Raw genomic sequence first — 26,646 nt, 5'->3', positions numbered from 1 at the left:
GCCACGTGTGTGCCGCGTGGCGGCCCCGCGGTCCCCCGTTGTCCCGTCAGCTCCGCCGCTGTGCCCAGGTGAGGTGCCCTCCCGATGACCGCTCGTCCCTCCCCCCGGACCGACGCCGATACGCCCCGCGCGAAGCCGGGACTCCGCGCCCGTGTGCTGGTCATGTCAGTGGCCGCCGCCCTGGTGGTGCTGGCCGCGAATGTCTTCGGCGACGACGAGCCCTCCACCTCCTCCAGTACGTCATCCGCCGCGCGGGCCGCCGCATCGTCCCCGCCCGCCGGCCTGCCGGCGCAGCAGTCGGCGGGCAAGCACCTGCCCCGGGCCAAGCCCGTGCGGCTGCTCGTCCCGAAGATCTCCGTCGACGCCCCCTTCACGGACCTGGCCATCGGCCCGTCGGGACAGCTCGATCCGCCGCCCGCCGACGACGTCAACCTCGTCGGCTGGTTCGCCAAGGGAGCCGCACCCGGGGAGCGGGGAACCTCCGTCGTCGCCGGACACGTCGACACGGCCACCTCGCCCGCCGTCTTCGCGCGCCTCGGGGAGCTGGAGAAGGGGGACACCTTCCAGGTCGAGCGCGCCGACGGCCGGACGGCGTCCTTCGTCGTCGACAGCGTCGAGACCTTCGCCAAGGACGACTTCCCCGACGAGCGGGTCTACGCCGACACCGCGCAGGCCCAGATCCGGCTCATCACCTGCGCGGGCGACTACGACCGCGCGGTCAAGGACTACACGGACAACCTCGTCGTCTTCGCCCACCTCGCATGAGACCTGGCGCATGAGACCGGCGCCTGCCGCGGGGGCAGGCGCCGGCCTCGGTCGTCAGGGACGTGGACCTGCTGTCAGCAGGGGTTGATGGTGAGTTTGAACGTGGTGGTGGTGTTGCGGATGTTCTCGTCGTTGTCGCTCATCCGCAGGCAGTTGAAGGTCGCCTCACCCACGGCGGGGCCCTGACCGGGTTCCGGCATCTCGTTCACCCAGATGCCCATGCCGGACTTGGCGTCCCAGGCGTCACCGCTGCGCTTGGCGCCGGTGATCGAGATGTCGGAGAAGACGGTGTCCTTGACCGGGTTCTCCGGCTGGCTGCCGTTGTACTTCGTCTGGAACATGATGCCGCTGTAGGTCGGGGACACGATGTCCACGTTGTTGACGCGGATGCCCTGGAAGACCTTGGACGCCGAGAACAGCCACATGCCGGGGAAGGTCTGGTTGCCCCAGAAGTGGCCGCCCGCCCGGACGATCGAGATGTTCTCGAACGTGGTCGGGTCGGTGCCGAAGCCGTTCATCGGGTAGCCGAAGTCCAGCGAGGAGATCGTGATCCCGGAGTACACGAGCGTGTCGGCGATGTGGATGTTGCGGAAGGTGTTGCTGTAGCCGCCGTACACGGCGATGCCCGCGGCCCGCCAGGTCAGGGTGGTGCTCAGGTTCTCGTAGACGTTGTTCTTCATGTCCGCGCCGCCCGCGTCGATCGCCGAGAACAGCGCGAAGCTGTCGTCGCCGGTGGCCCGGGCGTCGTTGTTGGACACGAGGTTGTCCGTGGAGCCGTTGGTCATGTTGACGCCGTCGGCGAACATGTTCCGGATCCGGGAGTTCTTGATCGTTACCCGGTCGGTGTTGGCGCCCCAGTAGAGGCAGACCATGTGCTCGTTCCAGATGTCGTCGATGACGATGTCCGACACGTTGGCGAAGTCGAACACCTTGCCCGGTCCGTCGATGCGCGAGGTGTAGTTGCCGAAGTAGGCGAAGCCCTTGAAGAGCGAGCCCTTGGCCGTCGCGTCGGCGCGGAACCCGACGTCCGTGTTGTCCTGCGTGGTCGGGGCGTGGAACTGCGTGTACCAGGGCCCGGCGCCGACGACCTTCACGGCCTTGCCGTAGACCTGGAACTTGCTCGACGTCTGGTAGGCGCCGGGCGGCAGGTAGACGCCGACGAGCTTGCCGGTGGTGTCCATGCGGACCCGGTCGAGGGCGTTCTGCACGTCCTGGTGGGTGAATCCGGCGGGTACCGCGTAGGCCGCCGGGTCGGGGTTCGCGACCGGGGTGGCCTTCTCCAGGCTGATGAAGTCGAAGGCGTAGTGGGCGGCGGTGTTGGCGGCGTCCTTCTGGAGGCGGATCCTGCTGCCCGCGGGGACGGTCTCGCCCAGCAGGATGTGCGCCTCGTCGTAGATGTGCCGCGGCGCGCCCGAGCCGGGGTCGTTGCCGGGTCCGGCCTCGGCCCCGTACAGCCAGGCGTACTTCGAGGTGAGCGGGAGGGCCTTCTTGAAGGTGCCGTCGACGTAGACGTTGATGGTGGAGTTGATGCCGCCGCCGCCCGGGGCGTCCGGGATGGAGAAGCGGGTGACCAGGGTGTTCGTCTCGGCGCGGGTGGTGAACTCGACGTACTCCCCGGTCGCGTCGAGGGTCACCGCCTTGCGGCCGGACGCCTCACCGGCGATGTCGCCGACGGTCCGGTTGGGTCCGACGACCCGCGCGCCGCCGCCGACGGCGCCGTCCTCGGCCTCGTAGGTGGTGTACGGCATGTTGGCGCCGCGGCCGACGAACAGGGGCTGGGTGGCGGTGTTGTTCTCCCGCTTGACCGGTAGTTCGTTGGCGTCGGCGGCGATGACGGTCTTCACGGTGTAGGAGCCGTTGGCGGCGGTCCAGGGACCGAGGGTCACCTCGGCCGTGGCACCGGCGGCGATGGTGCCGGTGTGGGCGCCGGTCAGGGTCCTGACCGTGGCCCCGCTGCCGTCGACGACGGTGAGCGTGACGGCGTGGCTGCCCGCGGCGCTCGCCTGGGTGCCCTGGTTCTTCACCGGCACCTTGAAGGAGACGGAGTCACCGGCGCTGGGGCTGGACGGGTTGGTGGTCACCGTGCCGGCGACCAGGTCGGAACTGGCGACCGGCTTGACGACCAGGGCGGTGGGCCGGGTGTAGGTGTTGTTGGTCTCGTTCTGCTCGATGATGTCGTTCGCCTCGTCCGCGACCGCGCTGAGCTCGTAGGAGCCCGCGTCGCGGGCGCCGATGGAGGTCTGGACGGTGGCCTGGGCTCCCGGTGCGAGGGCGGCGACGTCGGCGGTGGCGACCTTGGTGCCGCCCAGGCGTACGGCGACCTTGCCGGCGGGGGCGGGGGCCGGACCGTCGTTGCGGACGGTGGCGGCGACGGTGATGACGTCCGACTCCACCGGTGCGGCGGGTGACGTGGTCAGATTCGTGACGACGAGGTCCGGGTTGGGCGCGGGCACGCCGACGATCTGGAACTCGGCGAGCTGGCCTGCCGGGGCGCCGGTGTTGGCGGTGAACCTCAGCCGTACGTCGGCCACCCGGCCGCCGACCGGGACGGTGACGGTGTTGCCGCTGCCGGGGCTGAAGTCGTAGCTCTTGGCCGCGACCAGGCTGGTGAAGGCGGTGGCCTTCTGTTCCCGGCCGAGGACCTCGATCGTCTGGGAGCGGGCGGACCATGCCGTGTCCGGGTTCAGCTTGAGCACGAGCCGGTCCAGGTCGGCGTTGGCACCCAGCTTCACGGTGAGGGTCTGGGGGTAGCTGCCGCCGGCGCCCTCCCAGTAGGTGGCGGTGCTGTTGTCGTTGGCGTTCGCGGCGACGAAGCTGTGCACCGTGGAGGAGGCCTCGATCGGCTTGCCGACGGCGAGGTTGGAGCCGCTCTGGCCGCTGCCGTTGCGGGTGACGCTGTTGCTGTCGCCCGACTTGTTGCCCGCGGCGTCCTTGGCCCGGACGACGTAGGTGACGGTGCTCGTCGTGGGCTGGGTGTCGGTGTACGTGGTGACGTTCCCGGCCACGCTGCCCCGCAGGACGTTGTTGGCGTAGATGTCGTATCCGGTCACCCCGACGTTGTCGGTCGAGGCGGTCCAGGTGAGCTTGACCTTGCCGGGGTCGGCCTCGGTGAACGCGAGGTTCGCCGGGGTGGTCGGGGCCTGGGTGTCACCGGCGTCGCCGACGCGGGTGACGGTGTTGCTGTCGCCGGACTGGTTGCCGGCCGCGTCCCGGGCCCGTACGCGGTAGGACACGGTCTGGTTCGCGGGGCGGTTGTCGGTGAAGGCGGTGACGTTTCCGGCGACGCTGGTCAGCAGGTCGCCGTTGGCGTAGATGTCGTACGCGGTGACGCCGGTGTTGTCGCTCGCGGCCTTCCAGGTCAGCCGGATCTGGCCGGTGGCGGGCTCGGTGAACGCCAGCTCCGAGGGTGCGGTGGGGGCCTGGGTGTCGCCGGTCGCCGGGCCGTAGATCTCCAGTTCGGATATCTGGGCGGCGGACTGGACGGTGTTCGCGGTGACCAGGACGCGGACATAGCGGGTGGTGGTGGCGTCGAGGGTGATGGTCGCGGTGTTGTCGTTGGCGGCGGTGAAGGCGTATGCCTGCGAGGAGGACAGGTCGGTGAAGGTCGTGCCGTTGGTGCTGCCCTGGATCTTCAGGGTCTGGCTGCGGCTCTCCCAGCCGGCCGGGAGCTTCAGGACGACGCGGTTGATGGCGCGGGAGGCGCCGAGGTCGGCCTGGAGCCACTGCGGCAGGGCGTTGTTGGAGCTCTCCCAGTAGCTGGCCCGGTTGCCGTCATTGGCGTTGCCCGCCGTGTACACCTCGGTGTGGCTGCTGGCGGTCAGGGTGCGCCCGGCGGCGAGGTTCGCGGAGGTGTCGTCGGCCGAGTGCACCTCCAACTCGGAGAGCTGGGCCGCCTGCCAGCCGGTGTTGGCGGTGATGTCGACGCGGACGAACCGCGTCTGGGTGGCCGGGAACGACACGACGACGGTGTTCCCGGTGCCCGGGGCGAACGTGTAGGAGGCCGAGCTCTTGAGGGTGGTGAAGCTGGTGCCGTCGGCGCTGCCCTGGACGGAGAGCGTCTGGTTGCGGCTCTCCCAGCCCGCCGGCACCTTCAGGACCACCTCGTCCACCCGGGCGGCCGACCCCAGGTCGGCCTGCACCCACTGGGGCAGGTTCGACCCGGCGCTCTGCCAGTAGGTGCCCTGGTTGCCGTCGGTGATGTTCCGGGCGCCGTACTCGGTGTGGGAGGTGCTCGCCGACGCGGCGTCGCCGAGCGCGATGTTCGGTCCGCCGGCGGCCTCGGCGGCCATCAGCGGGCCGCCCAGCACCAGCAGGCTCGTGGCGATCACGGCGCTGAGGCACCGGGATCTCCAGATGCGGGTTCTCATCCAGTCCTCGCTCTTCCGCCGCGTGCACGAGGGCACGCGGCGCGACTCGGGGGAAGTATGCGGATTCGGCGCTTGCCAGGTCGTACCGCCGGTGCGGCGGCCCGGGGGAGCGGGCCGCCGTGCCGGTGCCGGTGGGGGTCAGGTGCGGTTGATGACGAACTGCGAGCCGGGCTCGACGCAGATGTCGCTCTCCGCCGAGTTGGTGATGGTCACGTCGGTGAGGGTGGCGCTGCCGCGGGCGCCGCCCATGGCGAGGACACCGCAGCCGTTGACCGACTTGTCGATGCGGACATTGCTGATCTTCACGTCCGGCATGGCGCCGCCACCCGTCTTGAACTGGATGCCGTCGTAGGTGGAGTCGTGGATGTCGGTGTCGCGGATGGTGACCCCGGGGATGTTCGGTCCCTGCGCGAAGAGGGTGATGGCGCCGAACTCCTGGTCCTCGTTCCAGAACGCCCCGCCCGTGCGGTACAGGCCGTTGTTGGCGATGAGGGTCTGGCCGGAGAAGGGCAGCGGGTCGTGGTCGGTGGCGAGCATGATGCCCGGGTAGTTCATGGTGTCGGAGACGAGGTTGTTCTCGATGGTGTTGCCGTAACCGCCGTAGACCGCTATGCCGTTGGCGCGCCAGGGCAGCTGGATCGTGTTGTTGCGGAAGTGGTTGTCGTGGCCGATGTCGACGGCGGTGTCCTTGACGTACTTGCTGGCCCATACGGCGAGGGCGTCGTCGCCGGTGTTGCGGAAGGACGAGTTGTAGACGGTGGAGTTGCGGGTGCCGTTGGCGAAGTTGACGCCGTCGGCATAGGTGTTGCGGATACGGACGCCGCTGAACTCGACCCCGTCGCCCGGCCCCCACAGCTCGGGGATGTTGGAGTAGTCACGGCCGACCCAGGCACCCACGTTGGCGTGCTCGATCCACACGTTGGTGATCTTGGTGTCCTTGCCGAAGCGGCCGTTGAGGGCGACACCGCCCTCCGCTCCCCCGTCGCCGCCCCGGATGGTGCCGGAGCCGAAGATGGCGATGTCGGAGATCTTCGTGTTGTGGTCGATGTCGAAGCCGAAATTGCCCTCGTGCGGGTGGTTGATGCCGCCGGCCTGGTGCGGCGGGGTCAGCGCGTACAGCTGCGAGTGCCACATGCCGGCGCCGCGGACGGTGACGTCCCGGATGCCGACCTGGTTGTACTGGCCCCGGTTCTGCGGGTCGTCGGTGAGGATCTTCTTCTCCTGGCGCCACTGGCCGGCCGGGATCCACACGCAGTCGATCTCGCCCTTCTGGTCGGCGGTGACGGCGCGCTGGATGGCGTCCGCGTCGTCGATGCCGTCGTTGGGCACGGCGCCGTACTCGGTGATGGACGTGCACGCGGCGGGCTTGGCGGCCGGGGCGGCGACCTGCTCCAGGTCGATCAGGTCGATGATGTAGAAGGCGGCGGAGTCACCCGCGTCCCGCTGGAGACGGAACTTCGTGCCCGCCGGGTAGGTCTCGGTCAGCAGCGCGTTGGACTCGTCGAAGAGCCGGCGCGCGTCGCCGCCCGGGGTGTTGGTCAGGCCCTCGGGGTCGTCGGTGCTGCCGTAGAGCCAGCTGTGCTTGGAGGAGAGGGTCAGCTTCCGGACGAACCTGCCGTCGGCGTAGAGGCTGAGCGTGGCCTCGCGGCCGCCGCCGGTGGCCGAGTCGGGGATGGAGTTGCGCACCACGATCGAGTTGGCCGCGCTGGTGGAGGTGAACTCCACGTGGTCGCCGGTGGCGTCGAGCCGTACCGAGCGGCGTCCTGAGGATTCGGTGGCGAAGTTGGTGTGCCCGAACGTGCGCAGCTTGTCCGCCGTCAGCAGGGTCCCGTCGTAGGTGCCGTCCTCCGCCTCGTACTCGGTGTAGGGAACGGCGGCGCCGCGTCCTACGACGATGGAGCGCGCGAAGACGTTGTTGTTCTCGTCGGTCTCCGCGACCGTCCCGGTGGCGTCGGCGGTCGCCGTGAGGGTCGCGCCGCCGCTCGTGGCCTTCCAGGTGCCCGAGATGGCGACGGTGGCCGTCTCACCCGCGGCGATGGTCGGCGTCGTGCCCTGAAGGGTGGTCTCGCCGACGGTGAGTCGGGTGACCGTACCGGCGGGGACCGCACTGGTCCCGCGGTTGTTGACCGCCACGGCGAAGGAGACGGAGGAGCCGACCGCGGGTGCGGCCGGGTTGCTGGTGATGCCGGTGACGCGCAGGTCCGGGCCCGGGGCCTGGGTGACGGTCAGCTTCCGGTCGGCCGTGCGGCTGTTGTTGCTGTTGTCCAGCTCGGCGACGGTGTCCGTCGGGTCGACGGCGGCGGAGACGGTGTAGGAGCCGGTCGGGCGCTTGCCGACGGGGACGGAGACGGTGGCGGACGATCCGGCCGGGAGGGCGGCGACCGGGGCGGAGCCCGCGACGGTGCCTTCGACGCTGACGTTCACCGTCGTCGCGGGGGCGGGGGCGGTGCCGGCGTTGCGCACGGTGGCGGCGACCGTGACGTCGTCCTTCTCGGACGGGGAGGCCGGGGACCAGGTCAGGTCGGTGACGACGAAGTCCGGGTGGGGTGCCGCCTTGCCGATCACCTGGAATTCGGCGACCTGCCCGCCGGGAGCGCCGGTGTTGGAGTGCACGGCGAGCCGCACGTCCGCGACGCGGCCGGTCACCGGAATCACGACGGAGTTCTGGCCCGAGGAAGGGCTGAAGGAGTACTCGGCCCGGGCCTTCAGCGTGGTGAAGGCGGTGGCGCCCTGGGCGCGGCCCAGGACTTCCAGGGACTGCTTGCGGGCCGCCCACACCTGATCCGGGTTCAGCTTGACGACCACGGCCTCGATGTCCGCGGCGGCGCCGAGCTTCACGGTCAGGTGCGCCGGGAAGCCCGCCGACTCCCAGTAGGTGCCGACCTGGTCGTCGTTGGCGTTCGTCGCCACGTAGTTCTGTGTCGTGGACGTGGCCTCGATCGGCTTGTTCCGCGCCAGGTTGGTGCCCTCGAGGGGCGGCTCCCCGGGGTCCTCGCCGGCCTCGCCGTAGATCTCCAGCTCGGACAACTGCGCGGCGTTCCAGCCCGAGTTGGAGGCGACCTGCACCCGGACGAAGCGTGCGGTGGCGGAGGGCAGGTCGATGTTCACGGTGTTCGCCGCGGCGGGGGCGAACGCGCGGGCCTGCGCGCCGGCGAGCGTGGTGAAGGAGCCGCCGTCGGAGCTGCCGAGGATCGCCAGGGACTGCGAGCGCCCCTCCCAGCCGGTGGGGAGCTTCAACGCAACTCGGTCCAGGGGGACTTGGGCTCCCAGGTCGACCTGCACCCACTGTGGGAAGGAGCCCGCCGGGCCTTCCCAGTACGACTGCTGGCTTCCGTCGGTGACGTTCGCCGCCGGGTAGCCGCCGTGCGCTCCGCCGGCCGTTGCCGTTCTGCCGAGCGCGAGGTTGGGGCCGACGTCCGCGGCGTGGGCGGGGGCGGGCAGCAGTCCGACGGTGAGCAGGCCCGCTGTCAGCAGTCCGGCCCCCCATCGCCTGCCCATAGGTGTGCCTCTCATGGTGACCTTTCCGCGATGTGGGCGCGGCACGTGCCCGGCTCCGCCCGCCGGTCCGGCCGGACGTGGACATCCGCCAAGGGCCCGGTGGGAGAGCTGACAAGGTCGTGCGCCGGGAGCCCAACATGACTCCGACAAGGAACAGCGACACCAAGCCAACTTATTGAGTAACTTTGTGACTTGTTTGCATCACTGGAGTGAGAGGTTTCTACTACGTGACGAGTTTGTCAACGGTTCCGTCCGGGTCATGACAGTGAAAGCGTCCGGAAACGGCAACGGCACCGGTATCGGAGCCGCTGAAGCGGCGGTGATACCGGTGCCGAAGGCCTGAAGGTGGAGGCGGGCGGTCAGCGCGCCGGCGGCGGCGCGGTCGAGCCGCGGACGACGAGCTCGGGCTCGAAGAGCAGCTCCCCTGGGTGGGAGTGGGAGCCCTGGATCTGGGCGCACAGCAGGTCGACCGCCGCACGGCCCATCGCCTCGATGGGCTGGCGCACGGTCGACAGGGGCGGCTCCGTGCACGTCATGAACGCGGAGTCGTCGAAGCCCACCACCGACACGTCCGCGGGCACGGTGAGCCCGCGCCGGCGGGCGGCCCGGATGGCACCGAGGGCCAGCGGGTCACTGCCGCACACGATGCCGGTGACGCCCTGGTCCAGCAGCCGCGCGGTCGCGGCCTGTCCGCCCTCCAGCGAGAAGATCGACCGCTGCACGAACTCCTCGGGCAGGTCCATGCCCATGGCCTTGGACGCCAACCGGGCGGCGTCCAGCTTGCGCCGCGACGGCACGTGGTCGGCAGGGCCTACGACCAGGCCGATCCGCTCGTGGCCGAGGGATGCCAGGTGGCGCCAGGCCTGCTCGACGGCGACCGCGTCGTCGCAGGCGACGCAGGGAAAGTCCAGGCCCTCGATCGACGCGTTGACGAGGACGACCGGCACCTTGCGCTCCGCCAGCAGGTGGTAGTGCTCGTGCGGCGCGTCGGCCTGCGCGAAGAGGCCGCCGGCGAAGACCACGCCGGACACCTGCTGCTGCAGCAGGAGGTCCACGTAGTCGGCCTCGGCCACGCCGCCCTTGGTCTGCGTGCACAGCACCGGCGTGAGCCCCTGCTGCGCGAGCGCGCCCCCGATGATCTCGGCGAACGCCGGGAAGATCGGGTTCTGCAGTTCCGGCAGCACGAGGCCGACCAGCCGGGCGCGCTCTCCGCGCAGCTGCGTCGGGCGCTCGTAGCCGAGGACGTCGAGCGCCGTGAGCACGGACTGCCGTGTCGCATCGGAGACACCGGGCTTGCCATTGAGGACACGGCTGACCGTGGCCTCGCTGACCCCCACCTTCTTCGCCACCTGGGCCAGTCGTCGCGTCATGCATGCAAGCGTAACGCAAAACCCGCAAGTTGTTGCGGCCGATCTCCCTTCTTTCTCTCTGCCCGCGGGTCACCGGAGGGCCCCGGATCTGCCCTCAGCACCCGTTTCCCGTTGCCGCCCCTGCGTAAGCGGGCGCAAGCCCGTCGGCGTCACCAGGGGGACGGGGCCGGCGGTGGAACCACCGGGGGCCGGTCGTCGCAGGTGATGGTGTTGGGCAGCAGCCGGTCGGTGAGCCAGCCGCCGTCGTTGCCGCCGCGGTCGGTGAGGCTGAACTCCGATCCGGTCGGCGGGAAGTTGAACGCACCGCAGTTGTTCACGCCGACGGCGCCGACGTTGCGGGCGTCGACGTTCTCGAAGGTCGCGGAGCCCTTCACCCGGGCGCTGACCACCGACGTGCCGGTGCCGTCGACGCGGATGTCCTTGAAGTGGACCTCCGGGATGTCGTACCGGTCCTTCACGCCCCACTCGCTGACCAGCATGATCGCGTTGTAGGTGCTGTCGAGGTAGTGGTCACCGGTGACCCGGATGTCGGCGTCGATGCTCCGGTCGAGGGCGTAGAGCCACAGGGCACCCAGTCCGATCCTCCAGTTGAGCTCGAAGGTGCCGGCCCGCACGGTGGTGTTGCCGGTGAAGCGGAGCGTGCCGGTGAAGGGCTCGGCGCCGAAGCGGGCGCCCGCGTGCAGGGCGCTGCCCTCGCGGACGGGGTCGGCGACGAGATTGCCGCTGACGGTGTTGTCCCGGCCGCCGTAGAGGGCGATGCCGTTGGCGAGGGTCGGGGACTGGACGGTGTTGCGGGAGAAGACGTTGTTCGCGTTGTCGGTCTTCTGCGACCACATGGCCAGGCCGTCGTCGCCGGTGTTGCGGACGAAGTTGTTGTGGACGCGCGAACCGGTCACGCCGGTATGGAAGTTCAGGCCGTCGGCGATCTGGTCGGTGATCACGTTGTCGGTGACCTCGACGTTCGACATGGGGCCGTCGAACCACAGCCCCACCTTGGTGCGGTGCAGGTACAGGCCGCGGACGGTGGAGTCGCTCATCGCGCCGCCGATGGCGTTGACCTGGTCGTCGTCGATCCGCTCGCGGACGTCGCCCTCGATGGCGAAGCCGGACAGGTGCACGTTGCGGCTGCCGCCCTGCGCGGCGGGCTTGCCGTACAGGCCCACTCCGGTGTGCCGTGAGCCGTCGGGCGCGGGCTGCTCCAGGGCGACCGCCCGGCCCTTGAGGATGGTGTGCCAGCTGCCGGCACCGGTGATCGTGACGTCGTCGACGACGATGTGCCGGTTGACCTGGTAGGTGCCGGGCGGCAGGTAAACGGGCCGGTCGGTGCGGCGGGCGACGGTGATGGCGCGTTCGATGGCAGGGGCGGCGTCGCGCCTGCCGGTGGGGTCGGCTCCGAAAGCACGGACGTCGACGCCGCCGCGGACGGCCTGGGGCGGTGCGACCAGTTCCGAGTCGAGCAGGTCGATCACGGTCCAGTCCGCCCGGCTGCCGGCCGGCACGGTCAGGCGTACGCGCTCGCCCGCGCGGTGGGTGCGGCCGAGCAGCAGGCGCTGCTCGTCGTAGAAGTGGGTCGGGCGGAAGGGCTTGGTGATCTGCGGTGCCGGGGTGGTGTCGTCCGGGACGCAGGCGCACTCGGTGATCCACCAGTCGGGGTGCAGCAGGTCGGCCTGGGGGTCGTTGGTGAAGGGGTACTGGTTGTAGAGCCAGGAGTACTGCGAGGTGAGCGTCATGGTCGTGCGGTGCCGGCCGTCGACGGTGACGTCCAGGGGCGCCGTGATGCCGCCGCCCTGCGGGGCGTCGGGGATGCTGTAGCGCACGGTGATGGCGTTCGCGGCGCGCGGCAGGACGAACTCCACGTGCTCGCCGGGAGTGAGCTGGACCGCCGTTCGCCCCGAGGCCTCCGAGGGGAGGGTATAGGGGGTGCGGTCCGGGCCGATGATCCGGCCGTTCGTCGTGGCGTTCTCCGCCTCTTGTTCGACGAAGGGCACCTCGGCACCGCGGCCCGCGACGAGCGCGGGGTCCAGGGCGGCACGGGTGACGACGGGCTGGGGGCCGGACGAGGGCCGGGGGCGCTGGGCGGCGGTGGCGTCGAAGGCGGTACCGAGGAAGAGCAGGGCGCACGCGAGGGCGGTGCCTCTCGCTGCGGTCTTGGCGCGACTCGGGGACATCGGGGCTCGCTTCTGTCGCGGATGGGAAGGAGGCCGTGCGAGTAAGAGGAGCGGTGACGGCAGGGTGCGCCGCCCTGTCCGCGCTCTGCCGTGCGGCGCGGACAGGGCGGGCGGTGGTCAGCGGGTCGTCGGCGGCGCGATCTCGCTGACCGTCGACGCGGGCTTCAGGTCCGCAGCCACACGGCGGTGTCCTTCGGCAGCGTTCCGTCGGCGTGCAGCGGACCGCTGGCGAGGAGGAGGCGCTGGTGCGGCGGCAGGTCGGCGGGCGCGTCGGCGAGGTTGACGACGCAGACCAGGCCGTCCGTCCGCCGGAACGCGAGAACGTTGTCGTCGCCGGACAGCCAGATCATGGGGCCGTCGCCGAAGCCGGGCTGGGTGCGGCGCAGGCGCAGGGCCTGCCGGTAGAGGGTGAGCATGGAGTCCGGGTCCTCGCTCTGCCGGTCGACCGCGTAGCGCGCCCAGTCGGCGGGCTGGGGCAGCCAGGGCTCGGACGGCGTCCCGAATCCGTAGCACGGCGCCTCGGCCTCCCAGGGCAGGGGGACCCGGCAGCCGTCGCGGCCGGGGTCCGTCCCGCCCGAGCGGAAGTGCATCGGGTCCTCGATGCGGTCCAGCGGGATGTCCGCCTCGGGCAGGCCCAGTTCCTCGCCCTGGTAGACGTAGACGGAGCCGGGCAGGGCGAGGGTGAGCAGGGCGGCCGCGCGGGCGCGACGCGTGCCGAGGTCCAGGTCGGTGCGGGTGCCGAAGCGCTTCTTGGCGAAGTCGAAGCCGGTGTCCGCGCGGCCGTAGCGGGTCACGGTGCGGGTGACGTCGTGGTTGCACAGCACCCAGGTGGCCGGGGCTCCGACGGGGGCGTGCTCGGCGAGGGTGTCGTCGATGGAACGGCGCAGCCGCGCCGCGTCCCAGGGGCAGGTCAGGAAGTTGAAGTTGAACGCCGTGTGCAGTTCGTCGGGGCGCAGATAGCGGGCGAAGCGTTCGGCGTCGGGCAGCCACACCTCGCCGACGAAGACGCCCCCGTACTCGTCGGCGACGGCCCGCCAGGAGCGGTAGATGTCGTGGATGTCGTCCTGGTCGATGAAGGGCGAGGGGTCGACGCCCTCCACGTAGTCGGGCAGCGCGGGGTCCTTGGTGAGCAGGGCCGCGGAGTCGATGCGTACGCCCGCCACCCCGCGTTCGAACCAGAAGCGCAGGACGTCCTCGTGCTCCTGCCGGACGGCCGGGTGGGCCCAGTTGAGGTCGGGCTGCTCGGGCGTGAACAGGTGCAGGTACCACTCGCCGTCGGGGACGCGGGTCCAGGTGGAGCCGGCGAACTGCGACGGCCAGTCGTTGGGCGGCAGTTCCCCGTTCTCCCCGCGTCCGGGACGGAAGTGGAACAGCTCCCGTTCCGGGCTGCCGGGGCCCGCGGCGAGCGCGGCCCGGAACCACGGGTGCTGGTCGGAGACATGGTTGGGGACGATGTCGACGATGGTACGGATGCCCAGCTCGCGGGCTTCGGCGATCAGCTTCTCGGCCTCCGCCAGCGTGCCGAAGGCGGGGTCGATGGTGCGGTAGTCGGCCACGTCGTAGCCGCCGTCGACCAGCGGCGAGAGGTACCAGGGCGTGAACCAGACGGCGTCGACACCGAGTTGGGCGAGGTAGGGCAGGCGGGCGCGCACGCCCGCGAGGTCCCCGGTGCCGTCGCCGTCACCGTCGGCGAAACTGCGCGGGTACACCTGGTAGATGACGGCGTCGCGCCACCAGTCGTCGGTGCGGTGCGGGGTGGGGGCTGCCACGGGGCGGTCCTTTCGGGCAGGGTGGATCTTCGCCGCCGGCCCGGATCGGCGGGGCGTCGGACAGGCCGGCGGCGAAGGCTTGGGAGGTGGGAGACGGGACGGGGCGGTCAGCCCTTGAGGCCGCCCGCGGTGAGGCCGCTCATGATGTTCCGCTGGAAGACCAGGAAGATCAGCAGCGTGGGCAGGGAGGCGATCGTCAGCGCGGCGATCAGCACGTTCACCGGTACGCCGTTGGACAACGAGTAGATCCCGACGTTCAGGGTCTGCTTGGCCGGGTCCGGCAGGGTGAGCATCGGCCACAGGAAGTCCTTCCAGACCCCGACGACCGCGAAGATCGACACCACGCCGAGGATGGGCCGGGAGATCGGCAGCACGATCGACCACAGGGTGCGCATCGGGCCGGCGCCGTCCATGGAGGCGGCGTCCAGCAGCTCCTTGGGGATCGAGTCGAAGAACCGCTTCAACAGGAAGATGTTGAAGGCGTTGGTCACCGAGGGCAGCCAGATCACCCACGGGGTGTTCAGCAGGTTCCGCTCGACGATCGGCACGTCCAGGACCGTCAGGTACTGCGGTACGACGAGCACGGTCGCGGGGATCATCAGCGTCGCCAGCATCATGCCCAGGATCGCCTTGCCGAACATCGGGCGCAGCTTGGACAGCGAGTAGGCGGCGGCCACGTCCAGGACCAGTTGGAAGGCGAGCGCGCCGAACGCGTAGTAGAGGGTGTTGCCCAGCAGACCGGCGAGGTCCATGACGTCCCAGGCCTGCTGGTAGTTGGCGGGCTCGAAGGAGTCGGGGACCAGCGTCGGCGGGGTCTGGATCACTTCCTGCGCGTTCTTGAAGCCGCTGGAGATCAGCCAGTACAGCGGTCCGAGGAAGACCAGCGTGAAACCGCCGACGACGACGGTGAAGACGGTCCAGTACACGGCTTTGCCGCGGGGCCGGGCGAGTTGGGCCGGCGAGATGAGCGTACGGGTGGACATGGTGGTCTCTCCTGGCCTACTCGTCCTGGGCGCGGCTGAGCTTGACGTACGCCGCCGAGAATCCGGCGAGGAGTACGAGCAGGAGCAGGCCGAGCGCCGCCGCGGCACCGTAGTTGTTGAAGTTGAAGGCGTACTGGTAGATCAGGTAGACGACCGTCGTGGTCGAGCCCTCCGGGCCGGCGCCGCCGGTCAGCAGGAAGGGTTCGACGAAGACCTGCATCGTCGCGATGATCTGCATGAGCAGCATCAGCGACAGGATCAGCCGGGTCTGCGGGATGGTGACGTGCCAGATCTTGCGGAGCAAACCGGCTCCGTCGAGTTCGGCCGCCTCGTACAGCTCACCTGGGATGCCTTGCAGCGCGGCGAGGTAGATCAGGGCGGCGCCGCCCATGTTCATCCAGGTGGAGGCGAGGACGACGGAGAACATCGACAAGTCCGCGTCCTGGAGCCACTGTTGTTCCGGCAGGCCGAAGAAGCCGAGCATTTCGTTGAGGAGCCCGTAGCCGGGGTCGTAGAGGTACTTGAACAGCAGCACCGAGGCGACCGGCGGCAGCATCACCGGCAGGTAGACCAGCAGCCGGAGGTAGCCCTTGCCGTGGTGGAACTCGTTGATGACGATCGCCACGACGAACGGCACCGCGAAACCGAAGACGAGGGCCAGCACGGTGAACAGCAGTGTGTTGCGCCACGCCTGCCAGAAGGCGGGATCGTTGTAGACCGTGACCAGGTTGTCCAGGCCGACCCAGGTGACCTCTCCGTCCTCGGTCTTCTGGAACGCGAGGAAGAACTCCCGGATCATGGGATACCAGGAGAACAGGGCGAAGCAGACGACCGCGCCGATGAGGAAGCCGTGGGCCGTCAGGTTCCGCCGCAGGCTCTTGGCGAAGGAGCCGCCGGAGGTCGCGCGGGCCGTCTCGCGCGGCTGGGGTGGGCGGGGAGGTCCCGCCTTGCTCTGGGTCAGGCTGGGGGCCGACATCGTTGCTCCTCGGTACTGATCTGCCGTGTCTGTTGCCGGGGGCCGGGCCGCCGGACGAAGCGGCGGTAAGGGCCGGGCCGCCGGGCGGGGCGGCACCTCACGCCGCCCCGCCCGGTCGCGTCACTGGTTGGCCAGGACCTGGTTGACCTGCGACTCCGCGGTGCTGAGGAGCTTGTCGATATCGGCGTCCTTGTTGGTGAGGATGCCGGACATGACGTTGTCGAGGACCTTGTAGATCTCCTGCGCCTTGGGCGGCTCGGCCTTGCCCGCGACGGGGTTGTCCATGAACGTCTTGAAGTTCTCCACCGGCATCGTGGCGTGCTCGGCGCGGGCCGCGTCGTCCTTGGCCTTGGACTCGTTCAGCCAGAAGTTGGGCTGCGGAACACCCACCGGCAGTCCGTCGGCCTTGGTGCGCGCCCAGTCGAACTGGCCCTTGCCGACGGTGAGGTTCTTGAAGTTCAGCCAGGCGACCGCGGCCTTGACCTTGTCGGACGAGATGCCCTTCTTGATCATGTAGCTGTTGCCGCCGGCCAGGGTGGCCTTCTCACCCGGTATCGGCCCCATGCCGAAGTTCTCGTACTTGGCGCCGAGTTGCTGCGCCATGTAGGCGATGTCGTCGGGGGCGGCGAGGAACATGCCGAGCTTGTCGGTGGCGATCTGCTTCTGGAGGTCGCCCCACTTCAGCAGCTGGGTCTTGCCCATGCTGTCGTCCTCCCAGCGCATGGCGTGGAGGTTCTCGGCGACCTGCTTGCCCAACTCGTTGTTGAACGCGGCCTTCTTGCCGCTCGCGTCGACGATCTCGCCGCCGACGCTGTACATCTGCGCGGTGAAGTGCCAGCCGCCGGTGTTGCCCGCGCTGTACTCGCCGAATCCGGCGATGCCGTCGCCCAGGCCGGCGATCTTCTTCGCGGCGGTGCGGACCTCCGCCCAGGTGCGCGGCGGGGCGTCGGGGTCGAGGCCGGCGTCCTTGAAGAGCTTGCGGTTGATCAGCAGGCCCATCGTGTAGTTGCTGGTGGGCAGACCGTAGAGCTTGCCGTCCTGCTTGAGGGTGCCGAGGACGTTCGGGTCGATGTCCTTCAGCGCGAGGACGGTCTTGTCGTTGACGTACGCGGTGATGTCCTCGGCGCCGTCGTGGTCGAGGACCTGGGGCAGGTCGGTGAAGTAGGTGTAGAAGACGTCCGGTTGGGACTTGGCCTTCAGCATCGCGGTGAAGCGCGGCGGCTCCAGGCACTGGCCCGGGGTGGAGCGGCCCTCGATGGTGACGTTCGGGTAGGTCTTGTTGAACTCCTTGACGTCCTCCTTCCACTGCTTGAGCTCGGCCGCCTTCGCCGTGGGCGGCATGCAGTCGATGGTGATCGTCACCTTCGTCTTCGGGTCCAGCGGCGCGGACGGATCCGACGAGCCGCCTCCCTCGGAAGCACCACCGCCGTCGTCGCTGCTGCTCGTGCCGCAGGCGGCGAGCGCGGTCAGCGTGAGCGCGGAGACGAGGGCGACCGCGCTGGCGCGGCGGGTACGACGGAACCGGGCACTTCTCATGGGTGGTCCCCTTCGGGCATGAACGTGGAAGGTCACCCCACCACCGGACGGCGGATGCGTTGTGGGGTGCGGCACACTCAACCACTCGCCCCAAGTGAACGCAAGATCTCGCGTTCGTTTCGTAATTCCCTGACAAGGGGCAGTCGAGTGCCGGTGGAACGCCCGCGAGAACGCAGCTGAAGCGCAAGCGTCAGGGAGGGCGAGCAGCCGGAAAGAGGGGCTGAACTGGAAGAATGCTCCGGTCATGGCTGGAGCGACACGCAACCTCGCGTCCAGCAAGGACTTCCGGTGAGCGGAACGTCTTGCGTAGTAGTGCCCGGGCGGATAACGCACGGATGCAAGGGGATGCGACAGCCGATGGCCCGGCTGCACCCGGTCGTTCGTGCACGTCCAGCTTGGTCAGCGGGGGATCGCCGGGTCGCCGCTGCGCTCGGGGACCACCATCAGGCGTCGGCCGTGCCGAACGGCATCAGCGACCAGCCGTTCCACCGTCGCGGCGTCCTCCACATGGAACCAACTGCGGCCACCGTCCCAGCACTGGAATACGGCGTACACCAGCGCCTTCGGCAACCAGCCGAGCGAGGCGAGCACGCGGGGAAGGTCCGGCACCCACAGCTCGACGTGATGGAGCATGCCGTGCACGGGCCGGCTCATGCGGCCACCGGCAGGTCCGCCGCCCACGACTCCGGAACCGGCATGACCTCTCCTCTGTACGGCAACCGCGCGGGGGCCGCGGCGAAGGTGGGTTCCAAACCGAGCCGCACCTCGAACCGGTCCGCCTCGGCCTGTCCGACCGCCTGGGAAAGGTCGATGACCGCCCGGAAACCCTCGGCGTCCTCGGGCGGCGGGAGGGCGGCGTCGTACGTGGCGGACACCGGCAGGAGCGCGCCGACCCACAGGGCGCGGCAGGGAGTCACCGCATCGGGCTGCGGCCGCGATGCCGCCGATCAGCCCGAGAACTGTAGTCGGCACGAGATCGACGCTGCACGGCGGGCGACCGGCTCGACGCCGCCGTTCGCATATCCACCCACCGATGATCGACATCACCGGGAAGAGGGAAGCATGTCCGTCGGCATGCGGGGCACACGCGTCGGTGCGTGACCCATGTGACGACGGACCACCAGGAGGCTCTTGTGCTGATGGCACATCCCGCCGTACTGACGAACTTGATCGAACAGTACGAGACCCTGCGCATCCTGCATGCTCAGGACGGAAGCGCGGGCGTGCGCCAGCGCATGGACGACGTCGCTTACACCCTGTGCGTGGCGACGGGGACGGCCGACGTGGACGCCGCCCTCATCGCCGCCCGTCATCAGCTGCCCGGCGCCCGCCCGGAGGACGACTCCCTCCTCACCGCCCCTGCGGCAGGCCACTGACCCGCGCCACCGAAGAGAAGTGTGCTGCCCCGCTCGGAAAGAACAGCGGGGCAGCGGGTGTTGCTACGAGCCGTAGGTCTCGAACTCCGCCACCCGCGGAGTGCCCGAGGAGCCGGTGATCTCGAAGGTGATCTTGTTCAGTGAGGTCCGCGGGAAGGTGATGACGCCCGCGCCGCTGCCGGAGGTCAGGACGGCTCCCGTGTCGGCGTTGAGCAGCCGCCAGGAGCGGATGGCCCCAACGGCTCCGGACGCCTCACGGATGTTGACGCTGGACACCGCGGTGGCGGAGCCCCACTTGATGGAGACGGCACCGGTCGATCCGGCCGGTGACCAGAACGTGCTCATGCTGCCGTCGCGGACGTTGCCGTAGCTCGTCCCGTCAGCCTTGCTGGAGCCGTCGGAGCCCGCGCCGATGCTGAGGTTGGTGCCGCTGGGCTGGGTCGGCGTCGGAGTCGGGGTGGGCGTGGGGGTCGGGGTGGGCGTCGGAGTCGGGTTCGGAGTGGGCGTCTGCGGGGTGCAGTTGCCGTTCGACACCTGCAGGCCGGTGCCCGCGCCCGCGGTCCGGCGCACGACGTCGGGTACGCAGCTGGCCGCGTCGAGGGTGTAGGCGTAGGGGATGCTCACCGAGGTGTTGGACTGGACGTTCGGCCCGGCGGGGCGGTTGTCGGTTCCCGGCGCGGACCAGGTCACGTTGTCGAAGATGTTCCCGCTGACCTGCCAGTAGCCGAGCTGGTCGGTGTAGAAGGTGCCCAGGACGTCCTTGGAGTCCTCGAAGTAGTTGTTGTCCACCTTGGCCTTGGCGCCGGCGCGGGAGTTGATGCCGGACTCGTTCAGGCCCGTGTAGTGGTTGTTGTAGATGTGCGAGATGCCGCCGCGCAGCAGGGGCGTGCGGGAGTCGATGTTCTGGTACAGGTTGTGGTGGAACGTGACGTACCCGTTGGAGACGTCGCTCTCGCTGGAGCCGATCAGGCCGCCCCGGCCGGAGTTGCGCAGGATGCTGTACGACAGCGTCACGTACTGCGTGTTGTCCTTCATGTCGAAGAGGCCGTCGTACCCCTCCGACTCCCCGCCCGACGCCTCCAGGGTGGTGTGATCCACCCATACGTTGCGGACGCCGCTCTCCATGCCGATCGCGTCGCCGCCGTTGGAGGTGGGCGAGCCGGACTTCTTCACGTTCCGGATCGTGACGTTCTGGATGATGATGTTGCGGGATTCACGGATGTGGATGCCCAGTTGGTCGAAGACGGCCCCGGAGCCCACGCCGACGATCGTGACGTTGCTGATCTGCTTGAGCTCGATCACACCGTCGGCCGTGCTGCAGCTGGTCCCCGAGACCTTCGCGGTGTTGCCGTGGTTGATGGTTCCCTCGACCTGGATGATGATCGGCGTGCTGCTGCTGGCCCGGCCGCACAGCGCCGCGTGGATCTGGGTACCGGTGGTGGCCCGGACCGTCTGTCCGCCCGCACCGCCGGTGGTGCCGCCGTTCTGGGTGGCGTATCCGGTGGCGCCGCCGGTCGCCGCGGACGCCTCCGGCACCGACAGGGCCACACCGGCGGCGGTCGCCAGCGCGAGCGCGGCCGAGGCCGCGGACAGTCGCAGGGCGAGAGGTCTTCTCATGGTCGTCTCCCGAGATCTTCGTCTACGTCCGATGCGTGGTGCGTCGTTCCGTCTGCTCGCGGACCTGGGTCCGTGCCGCACGGGGGCCCCGGAGCGCGCAGCAGCACTCCGGGAAAGCGCTTTCTGGCCGGAGACGATAGGGGTGGGTGGACGGTCCGACAAGACTATGGACTGAATCCGGTTCACATTCTCGAACGACGGCCTGTGTGGCCTCGGTTCTAGGAGCCGGCCGTCGGGCGCCACTCGCGGCGCAGGAGGCCGAAGACCCAGGAGTCGGAGACGTCGCCGTTGACGACGCAGTCCTCGCGGAGCGTGCCTTCGCGCACGAAGCCGAGCTTCTCCAGGACTCGGGCGGACGCCGCGTTGCGGGTGTCGGTCTCGGCCTGGACGCGGTTCAGGTCCAGGGTGTCGAACGCCCACCGCAGGACGGCGTGCGCGGTCTCCGTGGCGTAGCCGTGGCCCCACGCGGCGGCGTCGAAGACGTAGCCCAGGGACGCGCTGCGGAAGTCCGGGTTCCAGTTGGTCAGGCCGCACCAGCCGATGAACGCGCCGTCGCGGAGGCGGTCGACGGCCCACCGCGCTCCCGTGCCTTCCTCCTCGATCGTCCGGCAGGTCGCGATGAAGCGCTGCGCGCGGGCCGGTGCGGTCCACGGCGGGGAGTCCCAGTAACGCAGCACGTGGGCGCTGCTGTGCAGCGCGTAGAGCGGGGCCGCGTCGGCGTCGGTGAACGGCCTCAGTCGCAGGCGGGCGGTGTGCAGCTCGGGGGTCGGCAACGTCATGCGGAGCATGCTGCTGCGTCACGCTCGACCCTGGCCATCCGTTTATCCGGACGGTCCAGGGGCGCGTACGTCCCCGGTGACCCCGGACGCCACAGGAGGCTCACGGACAGTGATGTCAGTGGTGTGTGGTGGGATATCCGGACTCTGCCGTTGATCTGCTGGGAGACCACCGTGACGTCTTCGTACCCGTCCCTGACTCGTGCCTTGGCCGAGGCTTTGGTCGATGTCCTGTGGTTCATGGACGGGACCGAAGACGACCGGATGGATCAGGATGACGCGGTCAAGGTGACGGAGGGCGTCGCCCACGTCGTCAGTACGCTGCCTGATGATCAGCGACAGGAACTGATCGGCCTGGTTGGTGAGATGGCAGCCGCCGAGACCGACCCGGCTCGTCGCGAGTTCCTGGAAGACTTCCCGGAAGATTTCGGGCTGATCGACGCCGAGTGAAAGCCGTCTCCTGGGATCAGCGCGCGATCACCCAGCTCGGTGCCCATGTTCCGGGGGCGTCGTGGGCGGCCGTGGTGGCGGCGAGGTGGGTGCGCAGTGTGGTCAGCGCCGGGTGGGGATTGTCGCGGTGCCACAGGAGCGCGTGCGGGTAGACGGGTGTCGGCCCGGTCACCGGGATGCGGCGCAGGCCGTGGCCGGCGGGCCAGACCAGCCGGGTCTGCTCGCCCATGAAGGTGGCCAGGGCGGGGGTGTCGGCGATGGTGTCCAGGAGGGCGTCGGAGCCGAAGTTGGGGCCGGTCGCCTCGATGGTGACGCCGAACTCGGCGACGAGGTCGTCGTAGTAGGCGGCCCACTCGGTACCCGGGACGATGCCGGGCATCCAGATCCGGTGGCCGGCGAGCTGAGCCAGGGTCACCGAACGGGCGCCCGCCAGCCGGTGGGCGGGGCCGGTCAGGAGCTGGAGCGGCTCGTCGAGCACCCGCACGGATGCGATCTCCTCGGGCAGGGGTCGGCCGGGCGCGGCCACCGCGCGGAAGGAGGCGTCGATCGTGCCGGAGCGGATGGCGGCGACGGCCGTTTCGATGTCGTGGAGCATGACCACGTCGAGGTCGATCTCGGGGTGGGCCCGGTGGAAACCGCGCATCAGGCCCGACGGCGCGACGCGTGAGGCGATCACGTCGACCCGCAGCGGACGGCGCCCGGTGCGCACGGACGCCACCGCGCGCTCGGCGACCCGCAGCAGCTCCCGCGCGTGGGGAAGGAACGCCTGCCCGTCGATGGTGAGTTCGGCGCCGCGCGCGGTGCGTGTGAACAGCCGCACGCCCAGGCTGCGTTCCAGCGCGGCGATGCGCTTGGAGACAGCCTGCTGGGTGATGGCCAGCCCGGCGGCGGCCTCCTGGAACTGGCCCGCGTCGGCGACGGCGACGAAGGTCCGGACGGTGTCGAGGTCCATGCCGATACCGTAGGCAACCGGATCGGCCGGATGCGGTCTGTTCACGCGCGGGGGAACGCCCATAGCCTGTGCGACCTTCGCGTCTGGGGGGTCTCGTGAACGGTCTCCGTGCGCTCGTCGTCTGTTTCGTCCTCGCGTGTGCCGCGGTGGTGTCGCCGGCCGTCTCGGCCTCGCCACCGGCCGCCGTGGCGCCGAGCTGGTCCGCGCTGCCGGTGCCCCCGGCGGCCGTCTCGCCGGTGACCGTGTCCGATCTCGCCGCGCGCGGGCCGGGCGAGGCATGGGCGACCGGGTACGAGCACGCCGCCGACGGACTGCGGCCGATGCTGTACCGGTGGGACGGCACGGCGTGGAGCCGGGACACCACCTTCCCCGGCGCCGCCGAGCCGGGCCGGCTGGGCAAGGTGCAGTTCGTCGGTGAGGAGGTGTGGATCCTCCACAACCGCGCCGGTCAGGGGGAGATCCTGCGCCGGTCGGCGGCCGGGTGGAGCGCGCTGCCGATCCCGCGGGCGCTCTGGGTCTATCAGGACTTCGCCGCCGTACCAGGAGCCGCGTGGGTGGTCGGCGAGGACGACACCGGACTGAAGGTGCTGCACTACGACGGCACCGGCTGGACCACCCAGGACACCCCGGACGGTGTGCTGTACCTGATGGGCATCACCGCGCGTTCGGCCACCGACGGATGGGCCTGGGCGGACACCAGCACCGGGACCACCGTCCTGCGCTGGAACGGCACCGAGTGGCGCGACGCGCGGGTACCCCTGCCACCGGACAGCAACGTGCACACGCTGATGCTCGAACCGTCCGGCCGCGTCACGATCGGCGGCAGCCAGTACACCGACGGCGTGCCCCGCACCTACCTGATGACCTTCAACGGGCGTGCCTGGCGCACCACTTACCCGCCGCTGGGCGACACCTACACCGAGGCCATGGTCCGCGGCCCGGACGGCGCGCTGTGGCTGCCGGTGCGCAGCGACCGCGCCTTCCAGTCGAAGTACGCGCGCGTGGACGGCGTTCGCACCACCTTCTCCTACGGCCCGGAGCGCACGAACGCGATCGACGTCAAGCCGCGTGCCCTGACCCGGGCCGGGTCCGCGCTGCTGTCCTTCGGGACGGTCGAGATCTACGGCTCGAAACCGAACCTGATGAGCGAGCGGCTGGGAGGCTGACCATGGCACGCAGACTTCTCGTCGCGGTCCTCACCCTCGCCGTGGCCGTGGTGACGGTCATGAGCTCGGCGGCCGCGGAGCCCGTGTCCTGGAGGCACGTGCCGGTCCCGGCGCAGGTGCGTCCCCAGGCCGGGCTGAACGAGGCCGTGGCGTTCGGGCCGGACCGGGCCTGGGCGGTGGGTGCCGACGCCGTCGGCCGGGAGGCGCCGGGCTTCCCGCTGCTGCTGCGCTGGGACGGCACCGCCTGGCAGCGCCAGAGCCTGCCCGGGGTGGGCTGGCAGGGAGAGCTGCTGTCCATCGCCGCGACCTCGCCGACAGCCGGCTGGGCGGTGGGCCGCGACTCGGCGGGCGGCGCCCGTCTGCTCCGCTTCGACGGCACCGGCTGGTCCGAGAGCCGGGCGCCGCGCGGTGTCGTACTGACCAAGGTCGTGGCAGGCGGCGGGGAGACCTGGCTGATCGGGTCGCGGGACGGCGCGCAGGTGCTGCTGCGCTGGGACGGGCGCGGCTGGCGGGACCTGCCGGTGCCGCCGGGGGCCGTGTACGGCCTGCACATCCTGGCGGCCGACGACGTGTGGGCCGCGGGCGCCACCGACTCGGGGGCGGCCGTCTCGCACTGGGACGGGCAGGCGTGGCAGCAGACGATCGCGTACGGATTCCCGCGGTCGGCCGTGGGCAGTGTGCTCGCGGTGTCCCCGACGGAGGTGTGGGCCGGTGGCACGGCCGGGTTCGTCGGGGGCCCGGTGGGCCGGCCGGTTCCGCCGCTGCTGGTCCGCTTCGACGGGCAGGCGTGGCACCGGGTGGCCGTGCCCGCCGACTTCGGCTCGATCAGCTCACTGGCGGCCGGCGCCTCCGGCGAGCTGGCCTGGGTCGCTGTGGCCCGCTCGCAGAAGTACGGCCCGCCCGGCAGCTATCCCCCGTTCGTGCCCGGACCGGACTTCCTGTCCTGGAACGGCCGGTCGTTCACCGAGTACCGCGAACCGGCGGTGGCCGGCGAGGGCGAGTCCTCGGTGCTGCGGCTGGCGCCGGTGCCGGGTACGGAGCAGGTGTGGTCGGTCGGCCGCGCCGACGGCCCCGAGGGCGCGTTCGCCCCGCGCATCCTCCGGTTCGAGCCCTCGGCTTGACCTTGACACAGTGGTAACGCCTTCACTGTGGGCCGAGGAGGTGCTCTCCATGCCCACAGAGAACACGAACACGGCGAACACGAACACGGCGAACACGAACACGACGGCAGCGCTCACCGGCTTGCGGCACAGCGACGCGTCAGTACGGCTCAAGGCAGCGCTGGCGCTCGGCACGGCCCCGGACGCCCGGAGCATCGACACGCTCATCGAACGGTGTGCGGTCGAGCCGGAATTCTATGTACGGGACATGCTCACGTGGGCGCTCACCCGGCACCCGCCCCAGGTCACGGTTCCGAAGCTGATCCATGAACTCCGCTCGGAGCGCGCGCAGGCCCGCAGCCAGGCTCTGCACACCCTGTCCAAGATCGGGGACCGGCAGGCGTGGCCGGCGATCACGCGCGCCCATCTGACCGACGCCGACGACGCCGTGGCACAGAGCGCCTGGCGAGCCGCCGTCATCCTGGTGCCGGGGGCCGGGAAGCCGGAGCTGGCCGGGATACTGGCGACCCAGCTCGGTCGCGGCGGACGGGAGACACAGATGAGTCTCAGCCGGGCACTGACGGCCCTCGGTGCAGCGGCCGAGCCCGCCCTGGGCACCGCGCGGACGCACTCCGACCCTCGCGTACGGCAGCACGCGATCGCCACGGAACGGCTGCTGCGAGACCCGGATGCCGCGTTCGACTTCGCCCTGCACGAAGCGAAGCGCATCGTGGCCCTGGGACCCGACCGTCAGGAGGCGTGAGGAACGGTGTTGATCGGCGACGTGGCCCGGCGCTCCGGGGTGAGCGCGCGCATGCTGCGGCACTACGAGTCGCTCGGCCTGGTGGAGCCGACGCAACGCACACCGACCGGCTATCGCGAGTACTCCGGTGCCGACGTCCAGCGGATCTTCCACATCGAGAGCCTGCGGTCCCTGGGGCTGTCGCTGCGCGAGGTTGGACGCGCCCTGGACGATCCCGGCTTCCGGCCCTCGGAGCTCGTCGCCGACCTCATCCGCCAGACACAGGAACGCATCGCACGGGAAACCGAGTTGCTGCGGCACCTCCGCCGCATCGAGGCCGCGGAACCCGCCGCCTGGGAGAACGTCCTGCAGACCGTCTCCCTCCTCCAGGCCCTGACCTCCGAGAGTGCCGGGCAGCGTCAGCGCGCGGCGCTGTCCTCGGTCGACGAAGCCCCGGTGCCGGTGGAGGCGCTGGTCGACGCCGTACTCGACGAGACGGACACGAACGTGGCCGGCGCCCTGCGGTGGGCGCTGGCGCAGACCGGGGACGCGGGGCTGGCCCTGCTGGCGGAGGGCCTGGGCTCGCCGGAGGCGGAGGTCCGCAAGCGGGCCGTCCAGGTCATCGCCGAGATGTCGACGCCCGCGGCGACCGCGCTGCTGCGCGACGCCCTCGCCGGCTCCGATCCCATGGTCCGCCGGTGCGCCGCGCAGGCGCTCGGAGCACGCGGGGTGGCCGAGGCCGTACCCACCCTCATCGGCATGATCGCCGACGGGGTGAACGACGTCGATGCCGCCGACACGCTGGGCGCCCTGGCCCAGGACCCCACCCTGGCGGAAACGATCGCCGCCAGCCTCGTCGACCGCCTCGCCGACGACACCACCCACCTCGCACGTCGACGCCTCGCGCAGGCCCTCGCGGACATGCCCGGCACAACGGCGACACGCGCCCTGACGCGGCTGTCGGACGACGAGGACCGTGCCGTCGCCCTGACCGCGGCCTACATCCTCAAGCTGCGGAACGCACACTGAAACTGC

20 protein-coding genes are annotated in these 26,646 nt (G+C 70.3%); 7 read left to right on the top strand and 13 right to left on the bottom strand.

What is annotated here, in order from left to right; all coding sequences use genetic code 11:
• The first annotated feature begins 84 nt into the window (after nt 1-84).
• Complete coding sequence (locus ACFYW5_RS26610) at nt 85-765, top strand: class F sortase (RefSeq protein ID WP_389419606.1); 681 nt, start codon at nt 85-87, stop codon at nt 763-765.
• 74 nt (nt 766-839) lie between these two features.
• On the opposite strand, the gene ACFYW5_RS26605 is transcribed toward ACFYW5_RS26610, so the two are convergent.
• The 10 genes from ACFYW5_RS26605 to ACFYW5_RS26560 all read right to left on the bottom strand — a co-directional run bounded on the left by ACFYW5_RS26605 (nt 840) and on the right by ACFYW5_RS26560 (nt 18,349).
• Complete coding sequence (locus ACFYW5_RS26605; RefSeq protein WP_389419605.1) at nt 840-5,132, bottom strand: discoidin domain-containing protein; 4,293 nt, start codon at nt 5,130-5,132, stop codon at nt 840-842.
• Nucleotides 5,133-5,270: 138 nt separating this feature from the next.
• Nucleotides 5,271-8,645: a CARDB domain-containing protein gene (locus ACFYW5_RS26600; RefSeq protein WP_389419604.1), complete on the bottom strand. Its 3,375-nt coding sequence runs from the start codon at nt 8,643-8,645 to the stop codon at nt 5,271-5,273.
• A 344-nt stretch (nt 8,646-8,989) separates the two neighbouring features.
• The gene (locus ACFYW5_RS26595; RefSeq protein ID WP_389419603.1) at nt 8,990-10,000 is read right to left on the bottom strand and encodes a LacI family DNA-binding transcriptional regulator; all 1,011 of its coding nucleotides are present in this window, start codon (nt 9,998-10,000) and stop codon (nt 8,990-8,992) included.
• A 149-nt stretch (nt 10,001-10,149) separates the two neighbouring features.
• The gene (locus tag ACFYW5_RS26590; protein ID WP_389419602.1) at nt 10,150-12,168 is read right to left on the bottom strand and encodes a glycosyl hydrolase family 28-related protein; all 2,019 of its coding nucleotides are present in this window, start codon (nt 12,166-12,168) and stop codon (nt 10,150-10,152) included.
• Between the two features lie 164 nt (nt 12,169-12,332).
• The gene (locus tag ACFYW5_RS26585; protein ID WP_389419601.1) at nt 12,333-13,937 is read right to left on the bottom strand and encodes a glycoside hydrolase family 13 protein; all 1,605 of its coding nucleotides are present in this window, start codon (nt 13,935-13,937) and stop codon (nt 12,333-12,335) included.
• A gap of 107 nt (nt 13,938-14,044) precedes the next feature.
• The gene (locus ACFYW5_RS26580; protein ID WP_389419600.1) at nt 14,045-14,920 is read right to left on the bottom strand and encodes a carbohydrate ABC transporter permease; all 876 of its coding nucleotides are present in this window, start codon (nt 14,918-14,920) and stop codon (nt 14,045-14,047) included.
• Between the two features lie 16 nt (nt 14,921-14,936).
• Complete coding sequence (locus tag ACFYW5_RS26575) at nt 14,937-15,896, bottom strand: carbohydrate ABC transporter permease (protein ID WP_389419599.1); 960 nt, start codon at nt 15,894-15,896, stop codon at nt 14,937-14,939.
• A 120-nt stretch (nt 15,897-16,016) separates the two neighbouring features.
• The gene (locus tag ACFYW5_RS26570) at nt 16,017-17,432 is read right to left on the bottom strand and encodes an ABC transporter substrate-binding protein (RefSeq protein ID WP_389419598.1); all 1,416 of its coding nucleotides are present in this window, start codon (nt 17,430-17,432) and stop codon (nt 16,017-16,019) included.
• Between the two features lie 399 nt (nt 17,433-17,831).
• Nucleotides 17,832-18,086 carry a hypothetical protein gene (locus tag ACFYW5_RS26565; protein WP_389419597.1) on the bottom strand — a complete coding sequence of 85 codons (255 nt, stop codon included), beginning with the start codon at nt 18,084-18,086 and terminating at the stop codon, nt 17,832-17,834.
• Complete coding sequence (locus ACFYW5_RS26560) at nt 18,083-18,349, bottom strand: hypothetical protein (RefSeq protein ID WP_389419596.1); 267 nt, start codon at nt 18,347-18,349, stop codon at nt 18,083-18,085. Before ACFYW5_RS26560 ends, ACFYW5_RS26565 begins: the two co-directional genes overlap by 4 nt.
• A 216-nt stretch (nt 18,350-18,565) precedes the next feature.
• On the opposite strand from ACFYW5_RS26560, the gene ACFYW5_RS26555 reads away from it, so the two are divergent.
• Entirely contained in the window at nt 18,566-18,808 is a 243-nt protein-coding gene (locus tag ACFYW5_RS26555; protein WP_389419826.1) for a DUF5133 domain-containing protein, read from the top strand.
• A 63-nt stretch (nt 18,809-18,871) separates the two neighbouring features.
• Here ACFYW5_RS26555 and ACFYW5_RS26550 read toward each other — a convergent pair whose 3' ends face one another.
• Together ACFYW5_RS26550 and ACFYW5_RS26545 are read right to left on the bottom strand one after the other, a co-directional pair.
• Nucleotides 18,872-20,425, bottom strand: a complete 1,554-nt coding sequence (locus ACFYW5_RS26550) for a polysaccharide lyase family 1 protein (RefSeq protein ID WP_389419595.1) — start codon at nt 20,423-20,425, stop codon at nt 18,872-18,874.
• Between the two features lie 218 nt (nt 20,426-20,643).
• A complete protein-coding gene (locus ACFYW5_RS26545) occupies nt 20,644-21,204 on the bottom strand; it encodes a GNAT family N-acetyltransferase (protein ID WP_389419594.1) in 561 nt (186 codons plus the stop codon).
• Nucleotides 21,205-21,375: 171 nt separating this feature from the next.
• Here ACFYW5_RS26545 and ACFYW5_RS26540 point away from each other — a divergent pair, with 171 nt between their 5' ends.
• Nucleotides 21,376-21,651 carry a hypothetical protein gene (locus ACFYW5_RS26540; protein WP_389419593.1) on the top strand — a complete coding sequence of 92 codons (276 nt, stop codon included), beginning with the start codon at nt 21,376-21,378 and terminating at the stop codon, nt 21,649-21,651.
• A 16-nt stretch (nt 21,652-21,667) separates the two neighbouring features.
• On the opposite strand, the gene ACFYW5_RS26535 is transcribed toward ACFYW5_RS26540, so the two are convergent.
• Complete coding sequence (locus tag ACFYW5_RS26535) at nt 21,668-22,603, bottom strand: LysR family transcriptional regulator (protein WP_389419592.1); 936 nt, start codon at nt 22,601-22,603, stop codon at nt 21,668-21,670.
• Between the two features lie 95 nt (nt 22,604-22,698).
• Here ACFYW5_RS26535 and ACFYW5_RS26530 point away from each other — a divergent pair, with 95 nt between their 5' ends.
• From ACFYW5_RS26530 to ACFYW5_RS26515, 4 genes are read left to right on the top strand one after another with little or no spacing between them, the layout of a single operon-like run.
• Nucleotides 22,699-23,769, top strand: coding sequence for a hypothetical protein (locus ACFYW5_RS26530; protein WP_389419591.1), 1,071 nt, complete (start codon nt 22,699-22,701; stop codon nt 23,767-23,769).
• Between the two features lie 2 nt (nt 23,770-23,771).
• Entirely contained in the window at nt 23,772-24,890 is a 1,119-nt protein-coding gene (locus ACFYW5_RS26525) for a hypothetical protein (RefSeq protein ID WP_389419590.1), read from the top strand.
• Nucleotides 24,891-24,939: 49 nt separating this feature from the next.
• Nucleotides 24,940-25,632, top strand: a complete 693-nt coding sequence (locus tag ACFYW5_RS26520) for a HEAT repeat domain-containing protein (protein WP_389419589.1) — start codon at nt 24,940-24,942, stop codon at nt 25,630-25,632.
• Nucleotides 25,633-25,638: 6 nt separating this feature from the next.
• Nucleotides 25,639-26,640 (top strand): HEAT repeat domain-containing protein, encoded by a 1,002-nt coding sequence (locus ACFYW5_RS26515; protein ID WP_389419588.1) that lies wholly within the window; start codon nt 25,639-25,641, stop codon nt 26,638-26,640.
• Nucleotides 26,641-26,646: the final 6 nt, after the last annotated feature.

The organism is Streptomyces sp. NPDC002779 (assembly GCF_042888685.1).
Taxonomy (GTDB): Bacteria; Actinomycetota; Actinomycetes; order Streptomycetales; family Streptomycetaceae; genus Streptomyces.
Note: the sequence above shows the minus strand (reverse complement) of the source record. Positions and strands in the feature narration are given on the sequence as shown.